The organism is Pseudomonas sp. JS425, from assembly GCF_018223845.1.
In the GTDB taxonomy this organism is placed as follows: domain Bacteria; phylum Pseudomonadota; class Gammaproteobacteria; order Pseudomonadales; family Pseudomonadaceae; genus Aquipseudomonas; species Aquipseudomonas asiatica.
Map to the genome: position 1 here is coordinate 3,195,158 of NZ_CP073661.1, position 20,043 is coordinate 3,215,200.

The following is a 20,043-nucleotide window of genomic DNA, read 5'->3' on the forward strand; positions in this document are numbered from 1 at the left end:
ATTTCCTCTATCAGGCGGTTGTGTTGCGGGCGGTTTTGAGGGCAGCCGCCCACCAGAGCAGGTCGTCGATCATGCGTCCCGCCTGATCGTTCTGTGCCTGCAACGCGGCCTCGATTTCATCGGTTTTGCCCTGGAAATGGGCATAGATCGCGCCGACCGGGATATGCACTGCTGTGCGAATCGAAGCCATCTGAAGCTCGGTCGCGATTTCGCGCAGTTGCTGTACGGCGCGGGCGCCACCAACGCTGCCCCAGCTCACGAAACCAATCGGCTTGCGGTTCCACTCCGGGTAGACCCAGTCCAGCGCGTTCTTCAGAACCGCGGGCGGGCCAAAGTTGTATTCGGCCGTGGCCACCACGAACGCATCAGAGGTCGCAATCTGTTCAGTCCAGCGACGAACATTTTCGTTTTCATACGCCGGACGGCCAGGAAAGCCAGGAAGCATGGCGCTATCGAAGAAAGGCAGATCAAAATCGCGCAGGTCGAGCAAGCGCACGTTCAGCCCTTCACGTTGTTCCAGGTGGTGCTTGATCCAGTTGGCTGGGGCGCTGGAGAAGCGGCTGTCACGAGTGCTGCCGACGATGACGGAAACGGTGGTCATGGTGAGTCTCCTGAGAAAAAGTGAGGCGCCTGTGCGCCATGGAGCCCACTTTAGAAAGTCTCCGATCATTCAGAAAGATGGGTGGGTGAGATGCACTCGCTCATAGATGAGTGCAATTAGTGGGACTACTGGCCGGTTCAGGCTCGGTCTAGAATGGGCGGATCTCTCTCACTCATGCAGAAACGGCGGTAATCACGTGGACCTGAATGATGTCGCACTTTTTGTTCAAGTCGTTCGAGCGGGGAGTTTCGCCGAAGCAGGGCGGCGTCTCGGCATGCCACCCAGTACTGCCAGCAGGCGTGTGCAGCAATTGGAGGCCGCGTTAGGTACACGGCTGATGCAGCGCACCACGCGGCGTTTAGTGTTGACCGATGCAGGGACCAATTTTTACGCCAAATCTGCCGATCAGATCGATGCGTTGCTGCGGGTTGCCGGTCAGGTGACGAATGATTCTGCCGAGATTGCCGGTCGCGTCCGGGTGGCGGCTCCTGTGGATTTTTTCAACTGGTTTCCAGCACAGGCTGTGGCGCAATTCACCGCCGAGCATCCGCGAGTACGTCTTGAATTCGAGCTGAATGACGCGCGCGTCGATCTGCTGGGCGAAGGAATAGACGTCGCCATGCGCGGAGGTGATCGCGATCCATCGCTGTTCGCACGCAAACTGGGCACGAGTTATCAAACGATGGTGGCGAGCCCAGACTACTTGGCGGCACATGGCGTACCGGCAGAGCCTGGCGATTTGAGCACCCATCAATGCATCACCTCACCGTCTCACGGTGGTCCTCGCACCACTTGGCGGCTGGGCGGTGTCGACCATCAAGCGGTGACCATCGAAGTGGACGGTCCTTTTCAAGCTAATACCTCTTCTGCGCAGCTTGAAGCGGCGCTGGCAGGATTGGGTATTGCGCTGCTGCCCATAGCACTCAGCGCTGCCCATATCGACGCAGGGCGATTGAAGGAAGTGCTCCCTGATTACACTTCAGGCGCAATAGGCGTGCATCTTGTCTATCACAGCCGCCGTCAACTGCCTCGTGCGGTATCTGCGTTCATCGAATTCGCAGCAAACACCATCAAGGAAATGGGGTTGATGGACAGCGGTAAACGCAGTGAGAAGTCATCGCTCAAAAGATAGAGATCCGCCGGCCAACCGAGTGAGGCTCTCCTTTCGACCCGTAAGGATCCAGAGCCTCACTCGAAATGGGAACCCGTGCCTGACCATCCCGAAAGCTCATTCGGATAGCGTTCAGGGCGCCATTCGTGCGCCGCCCGGTTATCCAGAAATTGCCTCAGCTCAAGTCTTCCCAGGAGGGCATTTCACGGAGCATAGGGATGTTCGGCCAGGCGGGTAGGCGCCCCGGTAGCAAAAATTGACCAGTCCTTATGTCCCAGCCCACGGGCCACTGCCTCTGTCATTTTGGCTCGCACCGCGTCGGCTGCGGGCAATTCCAGGTTTACGCTTTTGGCTGCCTTGATGGCCAGGTTTATGTCCTTCAGACCCAGCGACAACTTGAAGCCAGGCTCGAACGTACCGTGGATGATGTTCTGCCCATACCGTTGATAGCTGGGGGAGGGGAAGAGCGTTTGGGTCATGAGGGGGATGAAAACATCGGGCCTCACTCCGTAACATTCGGCGAGTGCGCTGGCTTCTCCGAGGGACTGGATCGCCTGGGTGATCATCATGTTGCCCGCGATTTTCGCGATGGACGCCTGAATGGGCTGATCGCCGAGAGGCCAGGTGTGCTTGCCCAGCACGTCAAAGATTGGCTGGACAATCGCGATAGCTGACGGCGAGCCGGCCACCAGGATATTCAGCTCGCCTCTGGCTGCCACTGCGGGCACACCAAACACTGGCGCAGCGACCAATGCGACACCGCTGTCGTGATGAGCGGATTGAAGCTCCGTCATCAGCACAGGCGATAGCGTCGACATCACAATGTGTACGCAACCTTTATCGGCGCTGCCCAGAGCGTTCGAAGCGAACAGCACCTCGCGCACTGCCTGATCATCCGCCAACATTGTGATGGCCACGTCTGCCTGGAATGCGCCTGACGGTGAATCCAGAGGGCGTACGTCTGGCAGATCCACCAGCGCATCCGCGCTGCGGTTCCAGGCCGATACACAATGCCCTGCGTCGATGAGCAACGGGATCATGGCTTTTCCCATGCTGCCCGTGCCGATAAAACCGATCTTCATCTCCAACTCCTGCCTTGCTGTTGAGTGAACGTGCCTGCGAGCCAGTATGTGAGTTGGGGGATTGCTACGGGAGTGTCATTGTTGCAACCTCGTCGTTCATTTTTGTACGGGGTGAGGCATGGACTGGAGTGACATGCGGGTCTTTCTGGCGATTGCCCGCAGCGGCTCATTAGGCGCGGCGGCGAAGCAGCTGGGTGTCAGCCATCCGACGGTAGGCCGCCGCTTGCAGGTGCTTGAGCAAAGCAGTGGCCAACCCTTGTTTTTACGCACGGTCCAAGGGCTGGTGCTCACTGACACCGGTGAACGGATTCTCGGTCTGGCGGAGGAGATGGAGCAGAGTGCACTGTCGATCGAACGTCGCCTTGCCGGTGACAGTGATCAGCCTGAAGGGCTGTTGCGAATTTCGTGTGCGGAGTGGTTCGCCGGTTATGTCCTGACGCCAGTGTTTCGTGAGTTGGCTCGACGCTATCCGTTGATCGCGCCCGAGGTAATACCCGGCCATCGACTCTTCGATCTGGCGCGGCGTGACGCAGACATTGCCTTTCGCATCGTGCCTTTCACCGAACCCGACATCGTGCACCGCAAGCTGACCACCATGCGCTACGGCCTGTATGCGAGCGCAGGCAGTGCCGCGCCAAGGTCCGACGGCGAGGGCGTGGGGCTGATATTGATGAATATCGCCCAAGCCCACTATCCCGACGTGCATTGGCTGCAGCAGCGATATCCGCTGGCCCGCACTATGTTCACCAGCAGCAGCCGCACGGTGCAGGCCCAGATGTGCGCGAGCGGCCTCGGAGTGGCGGTCCTGCCGCGACCCCTCGGTGATCGAACGCCGGGCCTGCAATTGCTGGACCCGGACGAGCCGCCACCGGGTAGAGACATCTGGATGGGCTATCACCAGGACATGCGCCAGATGGACAGGCTGCGCGCGCTCGCTGACCTGGCATCCAGCATGATCGGGTCCGACTGACGATGCGCTGAACCTGCTGGATCGGGTGCATCGTTGAGCAGGGGATTATGCGTTACCAGGTTGACGCAAGAGGCTGAAACTCAGCCCTGCACCCAGCGTCAGGAAGGCGGCGATGCAGAGAACGGAAACGCAGAAAGCGTGCGTAATCACTGCCGCGTCCGTGTGCGTCCCCAGCAGGGTATAGAAGACCCCACCAATCACAGCGACGCTCAGCGACGTACTGATCTGCAACGACGCGCTGGTGATCCCCGCGATCATGCCCGAGTAGTCCGGCGCCACCCTTCCCGTGACCATTCGCATTAACGTTGGCAGAGCCAGGCCTTGCCCAAATCCGATCACAAACAGAATGACGGCCAGCAGCGGACCAGACGGAGTGAGGTCAGTGGGCGTCGCTGACACAAGCCATGCCAGCGCCAGGAATCCGATGACCTCCAATGCCATGCCCACAGGATTGACGTAAGCGCCAAAGAGGCGTTTGAACTGGCCGGTCGACAAAGGCCCCAAGAGAAAGCCCGCACCAAAAGGCAGAAAGATCAGACCCGCATGGAGCGGTGTTGCGTGCAGAGCGCCCTGCAGATAAATCGAAAACAACAGGAAGAACACACCGATCGCATAGAAGCACAGCGCGACCAACAGTGCTCGGCACAGGCCTGGCGCCTTTAACGCGGCAGGGTTGAGCAGGGGGGTACCACCGGCGCGATGCAAACGGATTTCGTATTGCCAGAACAGCCAGGCCAGAACGGGGACCGCAGCCAGCGACAGCCAGGCCCACAGCGGCCAGCCGGCTTCGCGGCCTTCGATCAAGGGTACGATCAACGCACCCAACGTCAGGATCGACAACGCGGTGCCGCAGAGGTCCAGCTTGCTTGCATGCGCCGCGCGGGTTTCCTTGAACACGGGAATCCCGAACAATACAACCAGCAGTGCAATCGGTAGGTTCACCAGAAAGATCGCTCGCCATCCCGTCCCCATGACGTTGAGGGCAATCAGAACGCCGCCCAACGCCTGACCGATCACGGACGCCAGCCCAAATACGGCGCCGTAGATGCTCAACGCCAGGGGCTTTTCAGATTCCGGGAAGATGGCTTGCACCGATGCGAGTGCCTGAGGCGCCATCACGGCCGCGGTCACGCCTTGCAGGGCACGCCCGATAATCAGTATCCATGGCGAGGAGGCGAGCCCACAGAGCAAGGATGCTGCCGCGAACCCGGCCAATCCCAGAAAAAACATCCGCCCGCGACCGTACAGATCGCCCAGGCGCCCGCCGGTGATCAGTGTGACGGCATACAGCGTCGCGTAAGAGGAGATCACCAATTGTTCGGCGGAAGAGCCCGTTCCCAAATCATTCTGAATGGAGGGCAGGGCAACGTTGACGATGAAGAAATCCAGAGGCGGCAGGAACGCGCCGACCAGCAGGATGATGAACATGAACCAGCGTTTTGGTTCGAGGGAGAGGGTTGCGTTCTGTGACATGAAAGGGCTTCTTCAAGAAAACTGAGTGGCCCCAACTTAGCGATTTTCTCAGCCGTTTTCGCCTCACAAAAATGCACGGTCCACGTTCAGTTATGGCAGTGCCGCCGCCTGCAGATGCCGCTCACAATGGCTCGACTGGTGTTTCAGTTGATCCACTCATCCAATGCTGAGGAGTCAGGCATGTCAGGTAAATTCACTCATCAGATTGCCGTTGTAACAGGCGCGTCCACCGGCATCGGATTCGCTATTGCGCAGGGGCTTATTGCCGAAGGTGCCAAGCGCGTTTACATCACCGGCCGTTCGCCAGGCACGCTGGAGGCGGCGATTGCCAAGCTGGGCGACAAGGCCGTGGCGGTGATCTCCGATGTTTCCCGCCAGGCTGATCTTGATGAGCTCAAGGCTGTGATCGAGGCACGGGGTGACCAAGTAGATGCTGTGTTTGCCAACGCGGGTATCTGCGAAAAGAATCCACTGGGCGAGACCAGTGAGGCGGCTTACTCCACGATGTTCGACATTAACGTGAAGGGTGTCTTCTTCACTGTTCAGACGCTGCTGCCGCTCATGAAAAATGGTTCGTCGATCGTCCTGACCGCCTCGATCTGCTCCGGCAATGGTATGGAAGGGCTGAGTCTCTACAACGCTTCCAAGGCAGCCGTGCGGTCCTTCGCACGCACGTGGGCCAATGAACTCGGGGGACGCAGAATTCGGGCAAACGTACTGAGCCCCGGTTTCACTCGCACCCCGCTGATGGACAACGGTTTGGGGATGAGCGAAAGCGACATCGCCGAGCTGCGCAAGCACGTGGAGCAAATCACGCCACTGGGCTACATGGCGCAACCTGAGGAGATCGCCTCGTCCGCCCTGTTCCTGGCGTCCTACGATGCGCGGTATGTGAACGGTGTCGAGTTGATGGTCGATGGTGGCTTGTCTCAAATCTGACGTTTCGTTGGGCATTCGCAAACCGACACTAGGCTGCCCTCGGCTTGGACTGGGGCCTACTCATCGGGTAACAGTGCCGGCGCTAACTCCAACTTTTCGCGTACTGACAGTTGACCCACCCGCGCGCGCCATTCGTATGGATTTCATTGCGGAGGAAGGGGGCCGGCCGGGGCGATCATTGCTTAATCAGGAGATCATTATGAACATCGAAACTCTGAGCGCTCGACTCGACGCACTGGAAAGTCGCGCTGCGATAGATCGACTTATCAGCGTTTACGCGAACGCGTTTGACCGTATCGATGCAGCTCTCTTGCGGGACATCTGGCACCTGGACGCCAGCCTGGATCTTCCGGGGTTCGGCAGTGCCGTGGGACGTGACGGGATCCTTGCCATGGCTGAAAGCAGCTGGCGCCAGATGCCTCACATGCACCACTGGATGGCAAATCCTTTAATAGATATCGCAGGGGAAGGCGCAACAGGAACGGTCGCTGCAAACTGCCTGTTCCATGACATTGACAAGGGCCCAGTGCAAGTCAGTGGGCTGTATCACGACCGGTTTGAACGGCGGGCAGGGGTGTGGGCGTTTTTGTCGAGGCGATTCGAACTGCACTATCTGACGCCTTTGCGTGACTGGCGACCGGTTGCGGGAATGGAGGTGTTCTCGGGGGGCTCGATCGCACTGGCCGCAGGTTAAATACAGCTTGCGGATCCCAAGTGGACGCTGCCCTGGCAGCAGGGTTAGCGTTCGCACCGTCTATTCAGGGCTCCCCGACCATGACTGACCGTAAGATCATTATTCCAGATGCTATGAAATTGCTCAGCGAGCGTGCTGGCTATGCACCGGCTGTGAAGGTGGGAAAAACTCTGTACTGCGCAGGTCAGGTAGGCCGGGCGCCGGACTTATCCGTTATCGAAGATCCTGAGCAGCAGTTTTTGGCAGTATGGGACAACCTCCGGCTCGTGTTGGATGCCGGTGGCTGCACATTTGAAGATGTCGTAGAAATGACGACATATCACGTAGATATGCACAATCACATGCCAATTTTTAGACGCGTGAAAGATGCGGTCTTTCCCAGGATCACTTGTGCATGGACGTGCGTGGGTGTCGCTGAACTGGCTCGTCCCGGCCTTCTTGTGGAGATCAAGTGCATTGCAGTGGAGCGATAGTTGCGTTTGGGAACTGGTAGCTGCCCCGACAGAGCCAAGCTTGACGACCTGGCCTGCAGAAAAGAGATTAGTCTTTCGCCTTTGGTCTGAGCGGCTGAATCCACGGTCGATAACAATCACTGGCCACCGCCTCACGTGCGCATGTTTTGTATGGAGGTGATGCGGAATTGACCCAGTTGCCGAGATATCGCTGAACCATTCGGATTTTGTGCAGCCCATCGCCTTTGCTGGATTTGACGCAACATAATTTGGGTCATTCTTGCGTCGGCACCTGGTTCAATTCAGCATCATCACCAACACGCTCAAGTCAGCCAGCCTCCTGACGAGGATGAATTTCCAGTACAAAAGGGAGCGTGTTCGACCGCTCCCAATGGCTTGGCAATCTGGCATCAATCTGTAATGTCATGCGTGCTGTAGATTGGCTGTCAGACCTAAACGGACTCGAAGTGATCAGCAAATGGATAGTCGGTGTAGCCGACTTCACTGCCACCAAAGAATGTTGTTGCGTCGGCGCTGTTCAACGGTTTTCCGTATTTGAGTCGGGAGGGCAGATCAGGGTTGGCGATGAACGTGCGACCAAAGGCAATGATGTCTCCGCGTCCGCTAGACAGTGCTTGTTCGGCGGCTTCTGCATCGTAGCCGCCAGCGAGCATGAGGACGCCGGTGTATCGGGTGCGCAGGTGTTTGATGATGGAATCCCAACGAGGGTCATAGTTCTCGTCACGCACTATTCCGACTATCGCTGGTTCAACTAGATGTAGGTAGGCGAGGTTCATCGTATCGAGCTGTTTCGCGATGTAGCCAAATGTCTCCTCGGGAGTTGCGTCCCCCATACCCATAAACCGTCCCATGGGGGTGAGCCGTACGGACACCCTGTCGGCTCCTACTTCCTCAATAACAGCCTTCGTCACTTCGAGTAGCAAGCGTGCGCGATTCTCGACGGAGCCGCCGTACATGTCGTTGCGCTGGTTGCTGTTGGAGTCGATGAATTGGTCTAACAGGTAGCCATTTCCGGCGTGAATCTCAACGCCGTCCATTCCTGCCAGGATGGCATTGCGCGCAGCAGCTCTGTAGTCCTGAATGATTGATTGGATGCCTTCAACGGAGAGCGCTTGGGGGGGAGGGACGGGCGCCCATATCCCGTTGCCATGTTCGTCGACGATGAACGTCTTGCCGTCGGGGACTGGCACAGCACTGGGGCCTACGGGGGGGCCTCCGTTCACCTGGAAACTCGGGTGGGAGATTCGTCCTACATGCCAAAGCTGCAAGAAGATAATGCCCCCCTCTCGATGTACTGCTTCGCTTACCGCCTTCCAACCCTCAACTTGCTCAGGTGTGTGGACACCTGGAGTCCATGCATACCCCTGGGCTTGTTGGGAGATCTGAGATGCTTCAGTGATAATGAGAGCGGCGCCGGCCCGCTGGCGGTAATACTCTGCGTTCATTACGGTGGGGACATTTCCCGGTTGACCTGCGCGGGAGCGGGTGAGGGGAGCCATCGCTACACGGTGCTTAAGAGTGTGGCGGCCCACTTTGATTGGGGTGAATAACTTCATGGCGATACTCCGAAGGTTTGGGTGAATATCTGAGTGGTAATCAGCCTTCACACTAAACGTTTGGGTTTCGCTGCTGAATCCGTCTTGTAGGCAACGCTGCTTTGCAGGAAGCGCAACGTATTTGTGACGCCATAGGGTACTCAGGTCCATCCACCACATCCCGCCGGAGGGCCATTATTGCTTCAATCTGGGCTTAATCTCTGCTGTCCCAAGCCTCCATCGACTCATCAATTTTATCCGCCAACTGAGGCGTCTTAGAGAGAACGATACATTGGTGACTGCCGACGACTTCTTCCAGCAGATACAACGAATCACCCACGTCCACCCCAAGCTGTTGAAGGGCTTCGTCGGATATACGAATCGTCCGACCCCATCCCAATCTTCGATGGTCACCTTGAACGATTTGTTCATTTCATAGACCTTGCTGAGGTGCGGTAGTGCTGCTGGACACATTCATATCTGCTTGTCGTACCCGGAAGTCTGAAAGTGTCTCTGAGGCAAGCGCTGTAGCCTAATAATCAGACTCCACAAGCAGCGCTTAGGAGGGCGGGAAGTGCTTCGGCAGCTTTTCCGAAAATCATAAGCTCATTTGGCGTATTAAGAGATACATCGACCAAGTTAACGTGAACGACCACGGCTCCATAGGAAAGCGCTATTTGTGGGATCTCTGCCGCTGGTGTGACGATGCCAGATGTGCCGACAGAAACCAGCACTTGGCAGCTTTGGACTGTTGCGACTGCAGACTTCCAAATGACAGTGGAGAGGTCTTCGCCGAACCATACGATGCTTGGGCGCAGTCTGCCATTGCACCGTGGGCATCGAGGTGGGTCGCGCTCGACGGCATGCTGAGGTAAATCAAACTGGGAGGGCTGCAAGTCCGCAGTCCTATGGCATGCGAAGCATTTGGGGCTTTTAAGACTTCCATGAAGATGCGCAACATCCACCGATCCCGCGCGCTCGTGTAAGTCGTCGATGTTCTGCGTGATCACAGCTACGTTCCTGCCTGTACTTGCCAGGCGTTGTACCGCTAAATGAGCAGCGTTTGGCTTCGCTTGATTCATCTGATTACGCCGCCACAGATAGAACCCCCAGACGAGAGCAGGGTTTTCACGAAAGGCCTTAGCTGTCTCCAGTTTCTCGGGATCGTGAGTGGACCAAAGCCCGGTTAGTTTGTCACGAAACGTAGGTATCCCACTCTCAGCGGAAATACCGGCACCAGTAAAAAACACGATGCTATTGGCCGACCTCAACGCGGCGATTGCCCGCTCCATATCAGACATGTTGCCCTCCCTGTCGAAGGTCGAAGTGGATGACTTGACCAGGTACCGGCTGCATCTATACGTATACCCCGTGGTGAATCTGCGAGAGATAACGCTCAACAGTAGCGAACCCGACTGACGTATCGATGAGGTCAACTGGTATGTGGCCCGAGAAATACCTGCATGGTCGACCTAGCCAATCCTCTGCCAGCGTCTGTGTACCAAAGACGGTCGTCGCTTGCTCTAGGGTCTTCGCGAATTGGAATGCTATTGCGCTTTGTTGGGCATTGAGCCGCACCATTCCGAGGCCGGAATTCAGCAGATGAGCAACCTGCTGCTCGGGCTTTCCCATTACTAGGCAGATTACATTTCGCTTCGTATAGAGCGTTGAACTGGACACCATCATCTGTACGTCCTTCAACGCAAACCCTTCCAAGACGAGTATCACAAGATCCAGGTCGCCAAGCTCCTCCAGCGGGCGCTTTGTCAGTGTCTCTGTTGGTCCCCGAACCTGGCGAGGTCTGGGAATAGAGTCCGGTATTAGATCTTTCATTGCACACCTTGCAGGTTTGACGAGATTGCCTGCTACAGGATCCGACCGTTGTCGGCTTACACACTGATGGCGAAAACGCTATCGGGATTTATTGAGGTCGGTTGCAGCGTCGAAGATCACCTGTATCAAGGTGGCATTCTCTAGAACCCCCGAACCAGAAAGGGCATAGCAGTTACCTCCATCGACCTCGAATGCCTCGCATGGACCGCCTAGGCTGGGAGATTCGAGGACAGATATTCTTGTGAGGGGCTCCATAAGCCAGCGATCAGTACCGTTCATGTGTGCTGGGGTGACAATTTGGACCTGCTCAACCCTCATCCGAGACGTTTCGCGACGCACCAGGGAAGCGACGTCCCTTGCATGCTGAATCATAAGCATGAACGTATCCGGTTCAACTGCGCCTACCCGAACCACGTTGAGGTAAAACCACGGGTACATGAGTTCCTGCTCAACGTATGGCCAGATCTGCGTGTCGTCATATTGATGATCGCCAAGGTCGGGTAACTGAATCTCAGAGCTTCGGTAGGTAGTGAACATAAGCCCCTCCAAAATGAACACTATAGATTGTAGCCCTATAGGACTCAAGAAGGCTTCATCGTTCCTTTTGTGAGCCTGAAAATTGGAACTGAATATCGCGTTTGGAGAGGCACTTCGGGACATCCGCAAGCAACGAGGCCTCACCCAGGAGGATTTCTCGGACGTCAGTAGTAGGACATATCTGAGCACTCTAGAACGTGGCTTGAAGCGCCCTACGATTGACAAGGTGAGTCAATTAGCTGAGGTTCTGAACGTCCACCCAGCCACCCTAATCATGGCAACGTTCCTTAACCAAGAACGTGTAGTCACTCGTAAGGATCTACTCCAGCGGATCTGCATGGAGCTTGATGAGCTCGGCATGCGTTAGTCTGTGAATGCGTTGATCGATGGACGGGGAACGCGAGGACTGGCCTGGGCTTAAGCATTGGCAATGCTTCGATCGGATCTCTGTTCAAATATGCATCCCGGCCGCCCAAGCTCATCGATCTTCAATGCTCATTCATGTTAGGACGAGGCCGCTCTGCTCTCGACTGTTGCAGTACGTATAGACAGCTGTTGCTAGACCCTGATATGGCGAAAGTGGCTGGGCCAGCGTTTCACTAAACAAAGAATCGAATTTCTGCAGTGGTAACCCAAACAACGCATGCTCGAAACGAGCAAAGTAGCCGCTACGCTACTTCCGGGGAAAGCGACTTTTTCTCCAAGAATTAATCCTTGACGTAACTTTTTCTCCAAGGATTACCATCCTCTACGACTCATACTCCAAGATTCACCTCCCGCCGTACTCAAATCGGCTCCGAAACTCGCTGAATTCTCCAAGAATTACATCAGTGCGGGCTATGTTTTTACATGACATGTAACACAGTACGAAATCGTAGGAGGAGTCATGGCTCGCGGCGGCATAAACATGGTATTGGTGCAGAAAGCGCGCGCTGCGCTGCTTGCCCGGGGCGTGTATCCAAGCATTGATGCGGTGCGTGTTGAGTTAGGGAACACGGGCTCTAAGACCACTATTTCCCGCTACCTACAGGAGCTGGATAACGCCGATCCACGGCCTCAGGCTGACCCACGTCGCCTTAGCGATGAGCTGACCGATATCGTTGAGCAGCTCCTAAAGCGATTGCTGGAGGAGGGCAACGTTGCCCTGGCCCAAGAGCGCCTGTCGCATGAACAGAGCGTTGCGGCGCTAGGCAAACAGATCGAAGGGCTTGAAGCTGATCTAAAGAAGGCCCAGCAAGAGACGGCGAGCCGGGACACAGCATTGGTGAGCCAGGCCGAAGAGCTAAGCACTACACAGTCGACACTGCAGACTGAAATGACCCGTAATGCGCGCATCAGTCAGAGCTGTACAGACCTGGAACTGCGAGTACAGGAGAAAGACCAGCAGATTCGCTCACTGGAAGAGAAGCACGCGCACGCTCGTGATGCCCTGGAGCATTATCGCGGCGCCATTAAGGAGCAGCGCGAGCAAGACCAGCTGCGCCACGAAACGCAGCTTCAGCAGCTGCAGCATGAACTGAAGCAGGTACAGCAGTCCTTGATGGTGCGACAGGACGAACTGACTCGCCTTAATCGCGACAACGAACGCTTGCTCGGCGAAGCTCGCCAACACAGCAAGCTCGCTCATCAGAATCAGGATGCTTTGAAGCGGCTGGAAGGGGATCTGAGTCTGGCGAACATGACTGCTGCCAGGGCAGAGGGCGCTAAAGAGATGCTCCAGGATCAGCTGACACTCGCCAGGAAAGAGGCGGAGACTGCAAGCGCTGTGGCGGTGCAGCTCACAGCAACCGCCGCTGAACTCACCAAACAGCGGGATGAGGCACTAAACGACCTCAAGCTTCGCAAGCAAGCCGAGTCTGAGAGAGTTGACTCCGTCGCAAAACCCTCGTGATGCTGCCGATTTTTCGGGGTCGAGGATTGCAGTCGCTCACAGGGGGAGCTGGCGCAGATGCCAAGCACTGGTACTCAAGCAGCTCAGCATAGATCCGCATACAAAGCTCGTTCAGCTTCTAGCAGGCTGGCGATCGCAACCATGCCTTTGCCCATTTCGATGCCCGTGAGAAGGACATGACTCTTACCGACAATGTCGGCGAGATCGGTTTGGGTGATTGCCTGCAGCTTTCGAACCTGTCGAACCGCCGCTCCCAACTCTCCAGCGATGCGCAGTTGCATCAATGAGGTCACGGGCGTGACCGTTAAAAACTAAGCTATAGCTTCGTTTGTGGAAAAACCGGATCCCAGATGAAGAAAATCGTAAGCGTCCGGCGAACTCACCTTGCGTAAGTCAGGCCGGCACCCACTGATGCGGCAGCAACTGTCCGATCTCACTGGCCCGTTGGGTCGGCAGCCGCGTCAGTACATCCTTGAGATAGGCATACGGATCATGCCCATTCATGCGTGCCGACTGGATCAAACTCATGATCGCCGCCGCGCGCTTGCCGCTGCGCAGCGACCCGGCAAACAACCAGTTCGAGCGCCCGAGTGCCCATGGCCGTATCTGGTTCTCGACCTGGTTGTTGTCGATGGGCACAGCCCCATCGTCCAAGTAGCGCGTCAGCGCTACCCAGCGTTTCAGGCTGTAATCGAGGGCTTTGGCTGTGGCTGATCCGTTGGGCACCAAGTCGCGCTGGGCCAACATCCAGTCATGCAGTGTTTTGAGGATCGGCACCGCCAATTCTTGTCGTATTCGCCAGCGCTCTTCATCACTCATGTCCCGCGCCTGACGTTCGACCTCGTACAAGCCGCTGATCGAGTGCAGTGCCTGTTCGGCCAGCTGACTTTTGTTCGCTACGTGCAGATCAAAGAACTTGCGACGGGCGTGAGCCATGCAGCCGATTTCAGTGATGCCTTGCTCAAATCCGGCCTTGTAGCCAGCGAAGTCATCGCAAACCAGCTTACCGTTCCAGTCGCCCAGGAAGTTGCGTGCATGTTGTCCGGCACGGCTTGGGCTGAAGTCGTAAACCACCGCGTTGAGCGCCGAAAACGGCGTCGTGCTGTACGCCCAGACATAGGCCCGGTGGGTTTTCTTCTCGCCTGGCGCAAGCATTTGCACCGGTGTTTCATCGGCGTGAATCACACCCTGGTTCAGCACCGCTTCACGCAGAGCATCAACTAGCGGCTGAAGTCTCACGCCAGTTTGTCCGACCCATTGCGCCAAGGTCGAACGAGCAATTGCCAGTCCGGCGCGACCAAAGATTTTCTCCTGCCGGTACAGCGGCAAGTGATCGGCAAACTTGGCCACCATCACGTGGGCCAACAAACCTGCGGTCGGGATACCTTTGTCGATAACCTGCGCCGGCACCGGCGCCTGAATCAGGGTTTCGCACTGACGGCAGGCCCATTTACCACGCACATGTTGCTCGACGGTAAATACGCCCGGCGTGTAATCCAGCTTCTCGCTGACGTCTTCGCCGATGCGTTGAAGTTGGCAGCCGCAGGCGCACTGGGTGTTTTCAGGTTCGTGACGAATTACTGTGCGTGGAAACTGCGGCGGCAAGGGCGCTCGTTTCGGGGACTGCCGTGGTTCGGCCTGTGGCGCAGCTGGGAGAAGCTGTTTCAGCTCGGCCTCGATAGCCTCAAGGTCGGTGTCGAGCAGGTCATCCAGCAAGCTGCTTTGCGCCGGGCTGATTTGCTCGCTGCGCTTGGCAAACTTGTGGCGTTTGAGCAGGGCGATTTCGAACTTGAACTGTTCGATGAGGATTTCATCGTTCTGGATCTTTCTGCTCATCGCCTCGACCTGGGACTGCAATTGCAACGCCTGTGCCGCCAAGGCACGAAGCTGTTCCGGGGTCATCTGGTCGAGGTTGGGCGAGAAAGTCATACCGCCGATTGTGCCAGAGCAGGCGCGGGACGACGACAAGTAGACCGGCCAAATGGCCGGCGGTTACAGCACGGTAATCACACCGCCTGCACCAACGCGCTGCCACGGCAGGCCCAGTACCAACGCCTGGAGTTGTTCGCTGTCGAGTTCGACCTCACTGCCATGACGAATGCCGGGCCAGTGGAACTTGCCTTGGTTCAGTCGCCGCGCCGCAAGCCAGATGCCCACGCCGTCGTGCACCAGCACTTTCATCCGGTTGGCCCGGCGATTGGCGAACAGATAAGCGCAGTGCGGCTTCGCCGCACCGAACACCGCAATCACCCGAGCCAGTGCCGTCTCGGTGCCGGCGCGCATGTCCATCGGCTCGGTGGCCAGCCAGATGTCATCGATGCGGATCATTGAGCGACAGCCCGAACAAATTGTGCGCAGCCCTCGGGATCTGAGGCTGGCCATTTCACCGTGATCACTTGCCCGGCCACGGGCAATTCGATGATCACTGACGCCTCGACTGGCCGTTTAGGTGCGGCTTTTAGCGGGACGAAAGCCGGTAGTGAAGCCGCTGCGGGCTGATCTCGATAGAGCGGCAGCCATTTGCGGATGACGTTGGCATTGATGCCGTGGCTGATGGCGACACTGGACACGGTTGCGCCAGGTTGCAGGCATTCCTGAACGACCTGGGCTTTGAATGGCTTGGGATAAGAGCTTCGTTGGCGCATGGAAATCCTGGCGATAAGGGTGATCGCGTCCGCTTAAAAATACGCGGACACCATCGCCCTTAATGCTGGAGTTCGGAAGGTGAGTTCGCCGGACGCTTACAGAAAATCTAAGCCATAGCTTAGATTTGGCTAATGCGCGCAGGGTTGTACAGTGCTTGTGAACCAGGTGAGCCTTGGTTGCCATCCATAAAGCCCCAACCGAGCAAGTATTGAAGCATCAAGCAGGCAGCACGAAGAGTTCGCCAGAATCTGTCGCGAGGCGCGTATGGCAACGGCGCATCAGCGCTACCTCCAGGGGCGTTTAATGGAAGATATGCAAAGGTGGGAGAAATCCGAACGTCTTCGAGCGTTCATTGATGCCGTCGCTGCTGGCGCCATAGGCGGTAGCGAGGAGATCGCACAACAGACCGCGGCCTGGGTGGAATGGGCGAGGGCGCAGGTTGACTCGATCGACCCTGTTGGAAATCCAGCGACCACTTCGGTGGAGCCGGAGGAAGCCGGGGCGGCGGAGTACCCGGTCAAAAAAGAGGAACGGTCGTGGTGGTGCTGAGATTTTGCCCTCGGCGGGGGTGAAGATATTAGCCAAAGGGCAAGCTAAAATGTAGCGCCAACCAACGGAACCAAGCTATCTCGCGGCACCGACCACTGGCTGGCGCTAAGTCAGTGCTATGAGGGTGAGGTCAAGCTGCTTCGCTGTTTGCGCTGTCCTTCCTCAGCGGTGACTCCGTTTTCCGTCGGCACGAGCGACCAGATCTTCGCGTCGATCCCGTCGTTCTGAAGCTTGCGCATGAAGTAGCGTGCCTGCAGCGCATCATGGGTCGCGATGACGATTTGGAAGCCGTGATCAACGATGTAATCGCGCAGCAAATCGAAGACCGCGGAGGCATGAACCAGATCGTGGTGTTGCGTCGGATCGTCAAGTAGCAGGGCTTTCCAAGGCGACCATTGGTGACTCATCGCCATGGAAAGCAGGAAGGTCAGTTGAAGATCGGTAAGCTGTGCTTCGCTTGCAACATCAGGTACCGGGGCTGACTTCTTACCCAGTGGCACTGAAACCTCCACCCGCTCCTTATTGTAGGCTGTGAAGAACTTAAGGCTTGCTTCGTGGAACCTCGTTTCGCGCACAACCCGTTTAAGGAGGGCCCGCCAACGAGGTTCAACCTTGCTGACATGCTTCTGAACGTTGCCGATTTCCTTTTTCAAGAAACCATCCAAAGCGTCCATGGCATCAGCCAGCCTTGTAAGATCGGCCAATTGTCCCTTTGCGACCGAGATTCTATCGTTGAGGTATGCAAAGAAACTCTCTTCCGTGTGCTCTAGGCGCTGTACGTCGATGAGTCTTTGCGCCATCTGCGTTTCATTCAGTCTGGCCCAAGCCGATATCTCAACGCCGAGCTTTTCGAGCATTTCCAAATTACTCCCAAGGCTCGCCAACGTTGAGCGCAACGTGCCGGCGCGCGCTTGAGCGGCTTCGGTGAGCGGGTCACCCATCAACCCAAGTCCCTCCCAGCTCCTGCGCATCGTCGCGAGCTGAGTTTGAGCCTGCCTGATCGCCTCTTCAGTCGTCATTACAGCATTGCTTAGCTCCAGCAGTTGGATTTGCTGCGCATCTAGCACCGACTGGGCGTTCTCAGCTTTTCCATTAGCCTCGCGGATTCGATCGTCAAGCTCCTTGAGGTATAGGGTCAACTCTTCAAGTGTTCGCCCATCGGGGGTGCCTGTTGTGATGGCCGACAATGCAGCGACCGCTTGATCACGTCGAGTCTGCGCCTCGTTGTGCTGAGCGCGTGCCTGATCAAGAGCGGCGACAGCCATATTGTATGTGTGGAGAGCCTGATCGAACGTATCCTGAGCAACCAGAGGCTGAAGCCCAGCACGCCGATCTGTCAGATTCCGGCGACTTGCCGAGACTCCCTCCAGTTGAACCCTGAGCGATTCCTTAGCCGAAGGCACTGAGTCGCTAGCCAGAATTGGATCGATTCGGAACTGAACAATCTGGCGCTCCAAGTCGTGGCGAATTTCGTCCAGGGCAGCAAGCTTAGCCTGGCAATCCGCTACCGCTTCGAGCGCATACACCACCGCGGCATCGCTCGATGCTAATGCTTCTGCCGCGGCTTTCAATTGCTGATCGGCAGCAATCAGGTTGGGGTCTATGGCTTGCAACGCATTGGCTACACGTTTGTGCAAGTCTTCTGGGCCATGAGGATACAAACACAGCGGACAGCTATCTTGATCTGCGGGAAGGTGCGCGGCAATTGAAGCTACCGCTTGGCGAATTGCATCTGCTGAAGAACTCAATGCCCGATAATGAGCTCTTGCAGCAGTTTCAGCAGCCTTGCACACTTCCTGTGCAGCACGCTTTTGGGTCAGTTCGGCGCCCAAATGGCTAAGAAGATCCTCATTAAGGTCTGACTCTTTTCGATTCGCTGCCAAGAGGGCTTCGGCAGCTTCCCACTCGATGACCAAGCGCTGGCCGTCAAGCAGCCTTCTCTCTGACTGGTCAAGTGATAGAACCTGGGTGTCGAGCTGAGCGTGCTGATTCCTGATCTGCAGGTTGCGCTCATGCTTTTGTCGCAATGCTGCACAATTCTGATCGGCGATTGATACGGCTGTAGCAGCCTCGGCTAACGCCTGATTACGGTGGTCAACCTGCTGTTTAGCACCTACCTCATTGACCATTCGCTCCAGCGATTGTGCAACACTCACGCGTTCCTGTTGAGTGAGCAGGCTATTTGTCTGGTGCTCTTGGAGAAGCTCGGCGTTCTCGGTTCGGCTTTTCGAATGATTGTCGCGCGTGACGATCTCGACGGCCAATTGGGCTTTTAGCATATCGAGGCGAGACTGCACGACACCGAAGCTCTCGATCAGGCCGTCCGCCTCTGCCAGGTCTGCGATAAGTGCCTGCATCCGCTCCACTTTGATACGCAAGATATCGAGCAGCGCCGAATGCGCGAGGGCCAGGCTGTCTTGATTCACCGGCTCCAAGAGGAGTCCTGGTGGTATCTGATCGAGACTTTCGGTTTGGGCTGCGGCCTCTGAGACGGCCTTGGCGAGGAGCTCCTGAGGACGCAAGGCTCCCACGGCACCAGCTGCAGCAAAATCGCGCTCTTGGATGAGCCGATTCCAGTCAGCCAGCTCTTTTTCGAGTTCAATCAAATCCTTTAGTTGGCGACCCTTCTCCTCGTTCAATGACCGCCGAACTGAGGGAAGCGTGGCGCCAGCGCGTGAACCCTCACGCCCGATGGGAAGCTTTGCCAACTGGGCGCCTGCGTCCTTTTCGTCTGCCTTGACGATCCACTCATTCTCTCGTTGATCAAGCAAGTGCGTCAGTCGGAGCAAAAATGGAAGGTCATTCTTAGGGATGCCGGGGAATAGGGCGCTCAAATCGCCTTCTTGGCTCACCTTACCCGCTGCCGTAACCTTCGACGACGCAGTAAAATCGGCAAAGTTCAAACTCACCTCGGCGAACGCTTCATCATCCCGGATGACATGGTTGATGTCGTCGTGAAGACGGGCAATTCTCCCCGTGAGTCCAAATTCAATGGCCTCGAACAACGTAGTCTTGCCGGTACCATTGGGCGCGAGGACGATGGTTGCGCCAGGGCTGAGTTCAATCTCGACGCCAGGGCCAAATTTACGCAAGTTTGATACCGTTATCGAATTCAACTTGCTCATTGCTGATCCTCGCTGCCAGCCATCGATGCGCGTAGCGATCGGGCGACGTCGGCGCCGTTAGTGCTCGACAGCAACTCCATCTTCCAGAAGTCGATATGGTCTCTTGTCCAGGTTTGAGCAGAGGAGAGCGCCTGGAAGGCTGCAGCCAAGGGATCGCTAAGCTTTTCAACATCTCCGGGGGGATCAAGCGCAGCAAGGAATGTGCGGTCGAGAAAATCCATTGGTGTTTCTTGCTGACGCACTACGACTTTCCGACAAAATCGATCATCCGTCTCAATGCGAGTGGCCTCGTCATGCGTGGTGTCTTGCAAGACGAGGAACATGTACAGGTCGGACGTTTCCGGCTCAGGCAGGACATCGCGAACATTCGCAGCCCACTGGTGTGCTGCTTGAACCGCCGGAGACGGAAGCTCGATCAACAACACGGTTCGCCAGCCAGCATTTGCAAGGCGGGCACGTTTGAGTCGTAGAATCTGCGAGGGGTATTTAACCTCCGGAAGCCCCATGTCATCCGCAAGTTGGATCTCATACCGGCCCTCGACCCGCTGGCCAACCGCCGCAATCAATTGTTGGAGCGTCATCAT

General features: G+C 56.7%; 21 protein-coding genes and 1 pseudogene. 8 read left to right on the plus strand and 14 right to left on the minus strand.

Going from position 1 to position 20,043, the window contains the following annotated elements; translation table 11 throughout:
* Positions 1-10: 10 nt before the first annotated feature.
* On the minus strand, positions 11-601 hold the full coding sequence (locus tag KDB76_RS14975; RefSeq protein WP_038409834.1) for an NADPH-dependent FMN reductase: 591 nt from the start codon (positions 599-601) through the stop codon (positions 11-13).
* A gap of 196 nt (positions 602-797) precedes the next feature.
* Between KDB76_RS14975 and KDB76_RS14980 the strand changes: the two genes are divergently transcribed.
* Positions 798-1,733: a LysR family transcriptional regulator gene (locus KDB76_RS14980; protein WP_047933068.1), complete on the plus strand. Its 936-nt coding sequence runs from the start codon at positions 798-800 to the stop codon at positions 1,731-1,733.
* A gap of 182 nt (positions 1,734-1,915) precedes the next feature.
* Here the strand turns inward: KDB76_RS14980 and KDB76_RS14985 are convergent, their stop codons facing one another.
* Positions 1,916-2,794, minus strand: a complete 879-nt coding sequence (locus KDB76_RS14985) for an NAD(P)-dependent oxidoreductase (protein ID WP_047933071.1) — start codon at positions 2,792-2,794, stop codon at positions 1,916-1,918.
* A 118-nt stretch (positions 2,795-2,912) separates the two neighbouring features.
* On the opposite strand from KDB76_RS14985, the gene KDB76_RS14990 reads away from it, so the two are divergent.
* Entirely contained in the window at positions 2,913-3,764 is an 852-nt protein-coding gene (locus KDB76_RS14990; RefSeq protein ID WP_038409833.1) for a LysR family transcriptional regulator, read from the plus strand.
* 45 nt (positions 3,765-3,809) lie between these two features.
* Here KDB76_RS14990 and KDB76_RS14995 read toward each other — a convergent pair whose 3' ends face one another.
* The gene (locus tag KDB76_RS14995; RefSeq protein ID WP_038409831.1) at positions 3,810-5,237 is read right to left on the minus strand and encodes an MFS transporter; all 1,428 of its coding nucleotides are present in this window, start codon (positions 5,235-5,237) and stop codon (positions 3,810-3,812) included.
* A gap of 180 nt (positions 5,238-5,417) precedes the next feature.
* Between KDB76_RS14995 and KDB76_RS15000 the strand changes: the two genes are divergently transcribed.
* The 3 genes from KDB76_RS15000 to KDB76_RS15010 all read left to right on the plus strand — a co-directional run bounded on the left by KDB76_RS15000 (position 5,418) and on the right by KDB76_RS15010 (position 7,343).
* Positions 5,418-6,176 (plus strand): SDR family oxidoreductase, encoded by a 759-nt coding sequence (locus tag KDB76_RS15000; protein WP_038409829.1) that lies wholly within the window; start codon positions 5,418-5,420, stop codon positions 6,174-6,176.
* Positions 6,177-6,375: 199 nt separating this feature from the next.
* Positions 6,376-6,870 (plus strand): nuclear transport factor 2 family protein, encoded by a 495-nt coding sequence (locus KDB76_RS15005; protein WP_038409827.1) that lies wholly within the window; start codon positions 6,376-6,378, stop codon positions 6,868-6,870.
* 80 nt (positions 6,871-6,950) lie between these two features.
* On the plus strand, positions 6,951-7,343 hold the full coding sequence (locus KDB76_RS15010) for a RidA family protein (RefSeq protein WP_038410449.1): 393 nt from the start codon (positions 6,951-6,953) through the stop codon (positions 7,341-7,343).
* A 431-nt stretch (positions 7,344-7,774) separates the two neighbouring features.
* Here the strand turns inward: KDB76_RS15010 and KDB76_RS15015 are convergent, their stop codons facing one another.
* The 5 genes and pseudogenes from KDB76_RS15015 to KDB76_RS15030 form a co-directional block, all read right to left on the minus strand.
* Complete coding sequence (locus KDB76_RS15015; RefSeq protein ID WP_144241810.1) at positions 7,775-8,905, minus strand: alkene reductase; 1,131 nt, start codon at positions 8,903-8,905, stop codon at positions 7,775-7,777.
* Positions 8,906-9,092: 187 nt separating this feature from the next.
* Positions 9,093-9,310, minus strand: a pseudogene (locus tag KDB76_RS29835) (AbrB/MazE/SpoVT family DNA-binding domain-containing protein).
* Positions 9,311-9,417: 107 nt separating this feature from the next.
* Positions 9,418-10,179, minus strand: coding sequence for an NAD-dependent deacylase (locus KDB76_RS15020; protein WP_038409825.1), 762 nt, complete (start codon positions 10,177-10,179; stop codon positions 9,418-9,420).
* Positions 10,180-10,234: 55 nt separating this feature from the next.
* Positions 10,235-10,711, minus strand: coding sequence for an MbcA/ParS/Xre antitoxin family protein (locus KDB76_RS30160; protein ID WP_047933074.1), 477 nt, complete (start codon positions 10,709-10,711; stop codon positions 10,235-10,237).
* 78 nt (positions 10,712-10,789) lie between these two features.
* Positions 10,790-11,248 carry a hypothetical protein gene (locus KDB76_RS15030; RefSeq protein ID WP_038409824.1) on the minus strand — a complete coding sequence of 153 codons (459 nt, stop codon included), beginning with the start codon at positions 11,246-11,248 and terminating at the stop codon, positions 10,790-10,792.
* A gap of 82 nt (positions 11,249-11,330) precedes the next feature.
* Here KDB76_RS15030 and KDB76_RS15035 point away from each other — a divergent pair, with 82 nt between their 5' ends.
* A complete protein-coding gene (locus tag KDB76_RS15035; RefSeq protein ID WP_038409822.1) occupies positions 11,331-11,615 on the plus strand; it encodes a helix-turn-helix transcriptional regulator in 285 nt (94 codons plus the stop codon).
* 519 nt (positions 11,616-12,134) lie between these two features.
* A complete protein-coding gene (locus tag KDB76_RS15040) occupies positions 12,135-13,139 on the plus strand; it encodes a DNA-binding protein (RefSeq protein WP_049870823.1) in 1,005 nt (334 codons plus the stop codon).
* A gap of 83 nt (positions 13,140-13,222) precedes the next feature.
* Here KDB76_RS15040 and KDB76_RS15045 read toward each other — a convergent pair whose 3' ends face one another.
* The 4 genes from KDB76_RS15045 to KDB76_RS15060 form a co-directional block, all read right to left on the minus strand.
* Positions 13,223-13,420 (minus strand): helix-turn-helix domain-containing protein, encoded by a 198-nt coding sequence (locus tag KDB76_RS15045; protein WP_038409821.1) that lies wholly within the window; start codon positions 13,418-13,420, stop codon positions 13,223-13,225.
* Positions 13,421-13,532: 112 nt separating this feature from the next.
* Entirely contained in the window at positions 13,533-15,068 is a 1,536-nt protein-coding gene (locus KDB76_RS15050) for an IS66 family transposase (RefSeq protein WP_038409819.1), read from the minus strand.
* A gap of 63 nt (positions 15,069-15,131) precedes the next feature.
* Positions 15,132-15,467 (minus strand): IS66 family insertion sequence element accessory protein TnpB, encoded by a 336-nt coding sequence (tnpB, locus tag KDB76_RS29845; protein WP_038409817.1) that lies wholly within the window; start codon positions 15,465-15,467, stop codon positions 15,132-15,134.
* Complete coding sequence (locus KDB76_RS15060; protein ID WP_080708168.1) at positions 15,464-15,784, minus strand: transposase; 321 nt, start codon at positions 15,782-15,784, stop codon at positions 15,464-15,466. Before KDB76_RS15060 ends, tnpB begins: the two co-directional genes overlap by 4 nt.
* 304 nt (positions 15,785-16,088) lie before the next feature.
* Here KDB76_RS15060 and KDB76_RS15065 point away from each other — a divergent pair, with 304 nt between their 5' ends.
* Complete coding sequence (locus KDB76_RS15065) at positions 16,089-16,334, plus strand: hypothetical protein (protein WP_144241774.1); 246 nt, start codon at positions 16,089-16,091, stop codon at positions 16,332-16,334.
* A 116-nt stretch (positions 16,335-16,450) separates the two neighbouring features.
* Here the strand turns inward: KDB76_RS15065 and KDB76_RS15070 are convergent, their stop codons facing one another.
* Together KDB76_RS15070 and KDB76_RS15075 are read right to left on the minus strand one after the other, a co-directional pair.
* Positions 16,451-19,459 (minus strand): AAA family ATPase, encoded by a 3,009-nt coding sequence (locus KDB76_RS15070; RefSeq protein ID WP_038409813.1) that lies wholly within the window; start codon positions 19,457-19,459, stop codon positions 16,451-16,453.
* Entirely contained in the window at positions 19,456-20,043 is a 588-nt protein-coding gene (locus KDB76_RS15075; protein WP_038409812.1) for an ABC-three component system middle component 1, read from the minus strand. Before KDB76_RS15075 ends, KDB76_RS15070 begins: the two co-directional genes overlap by 4 nt.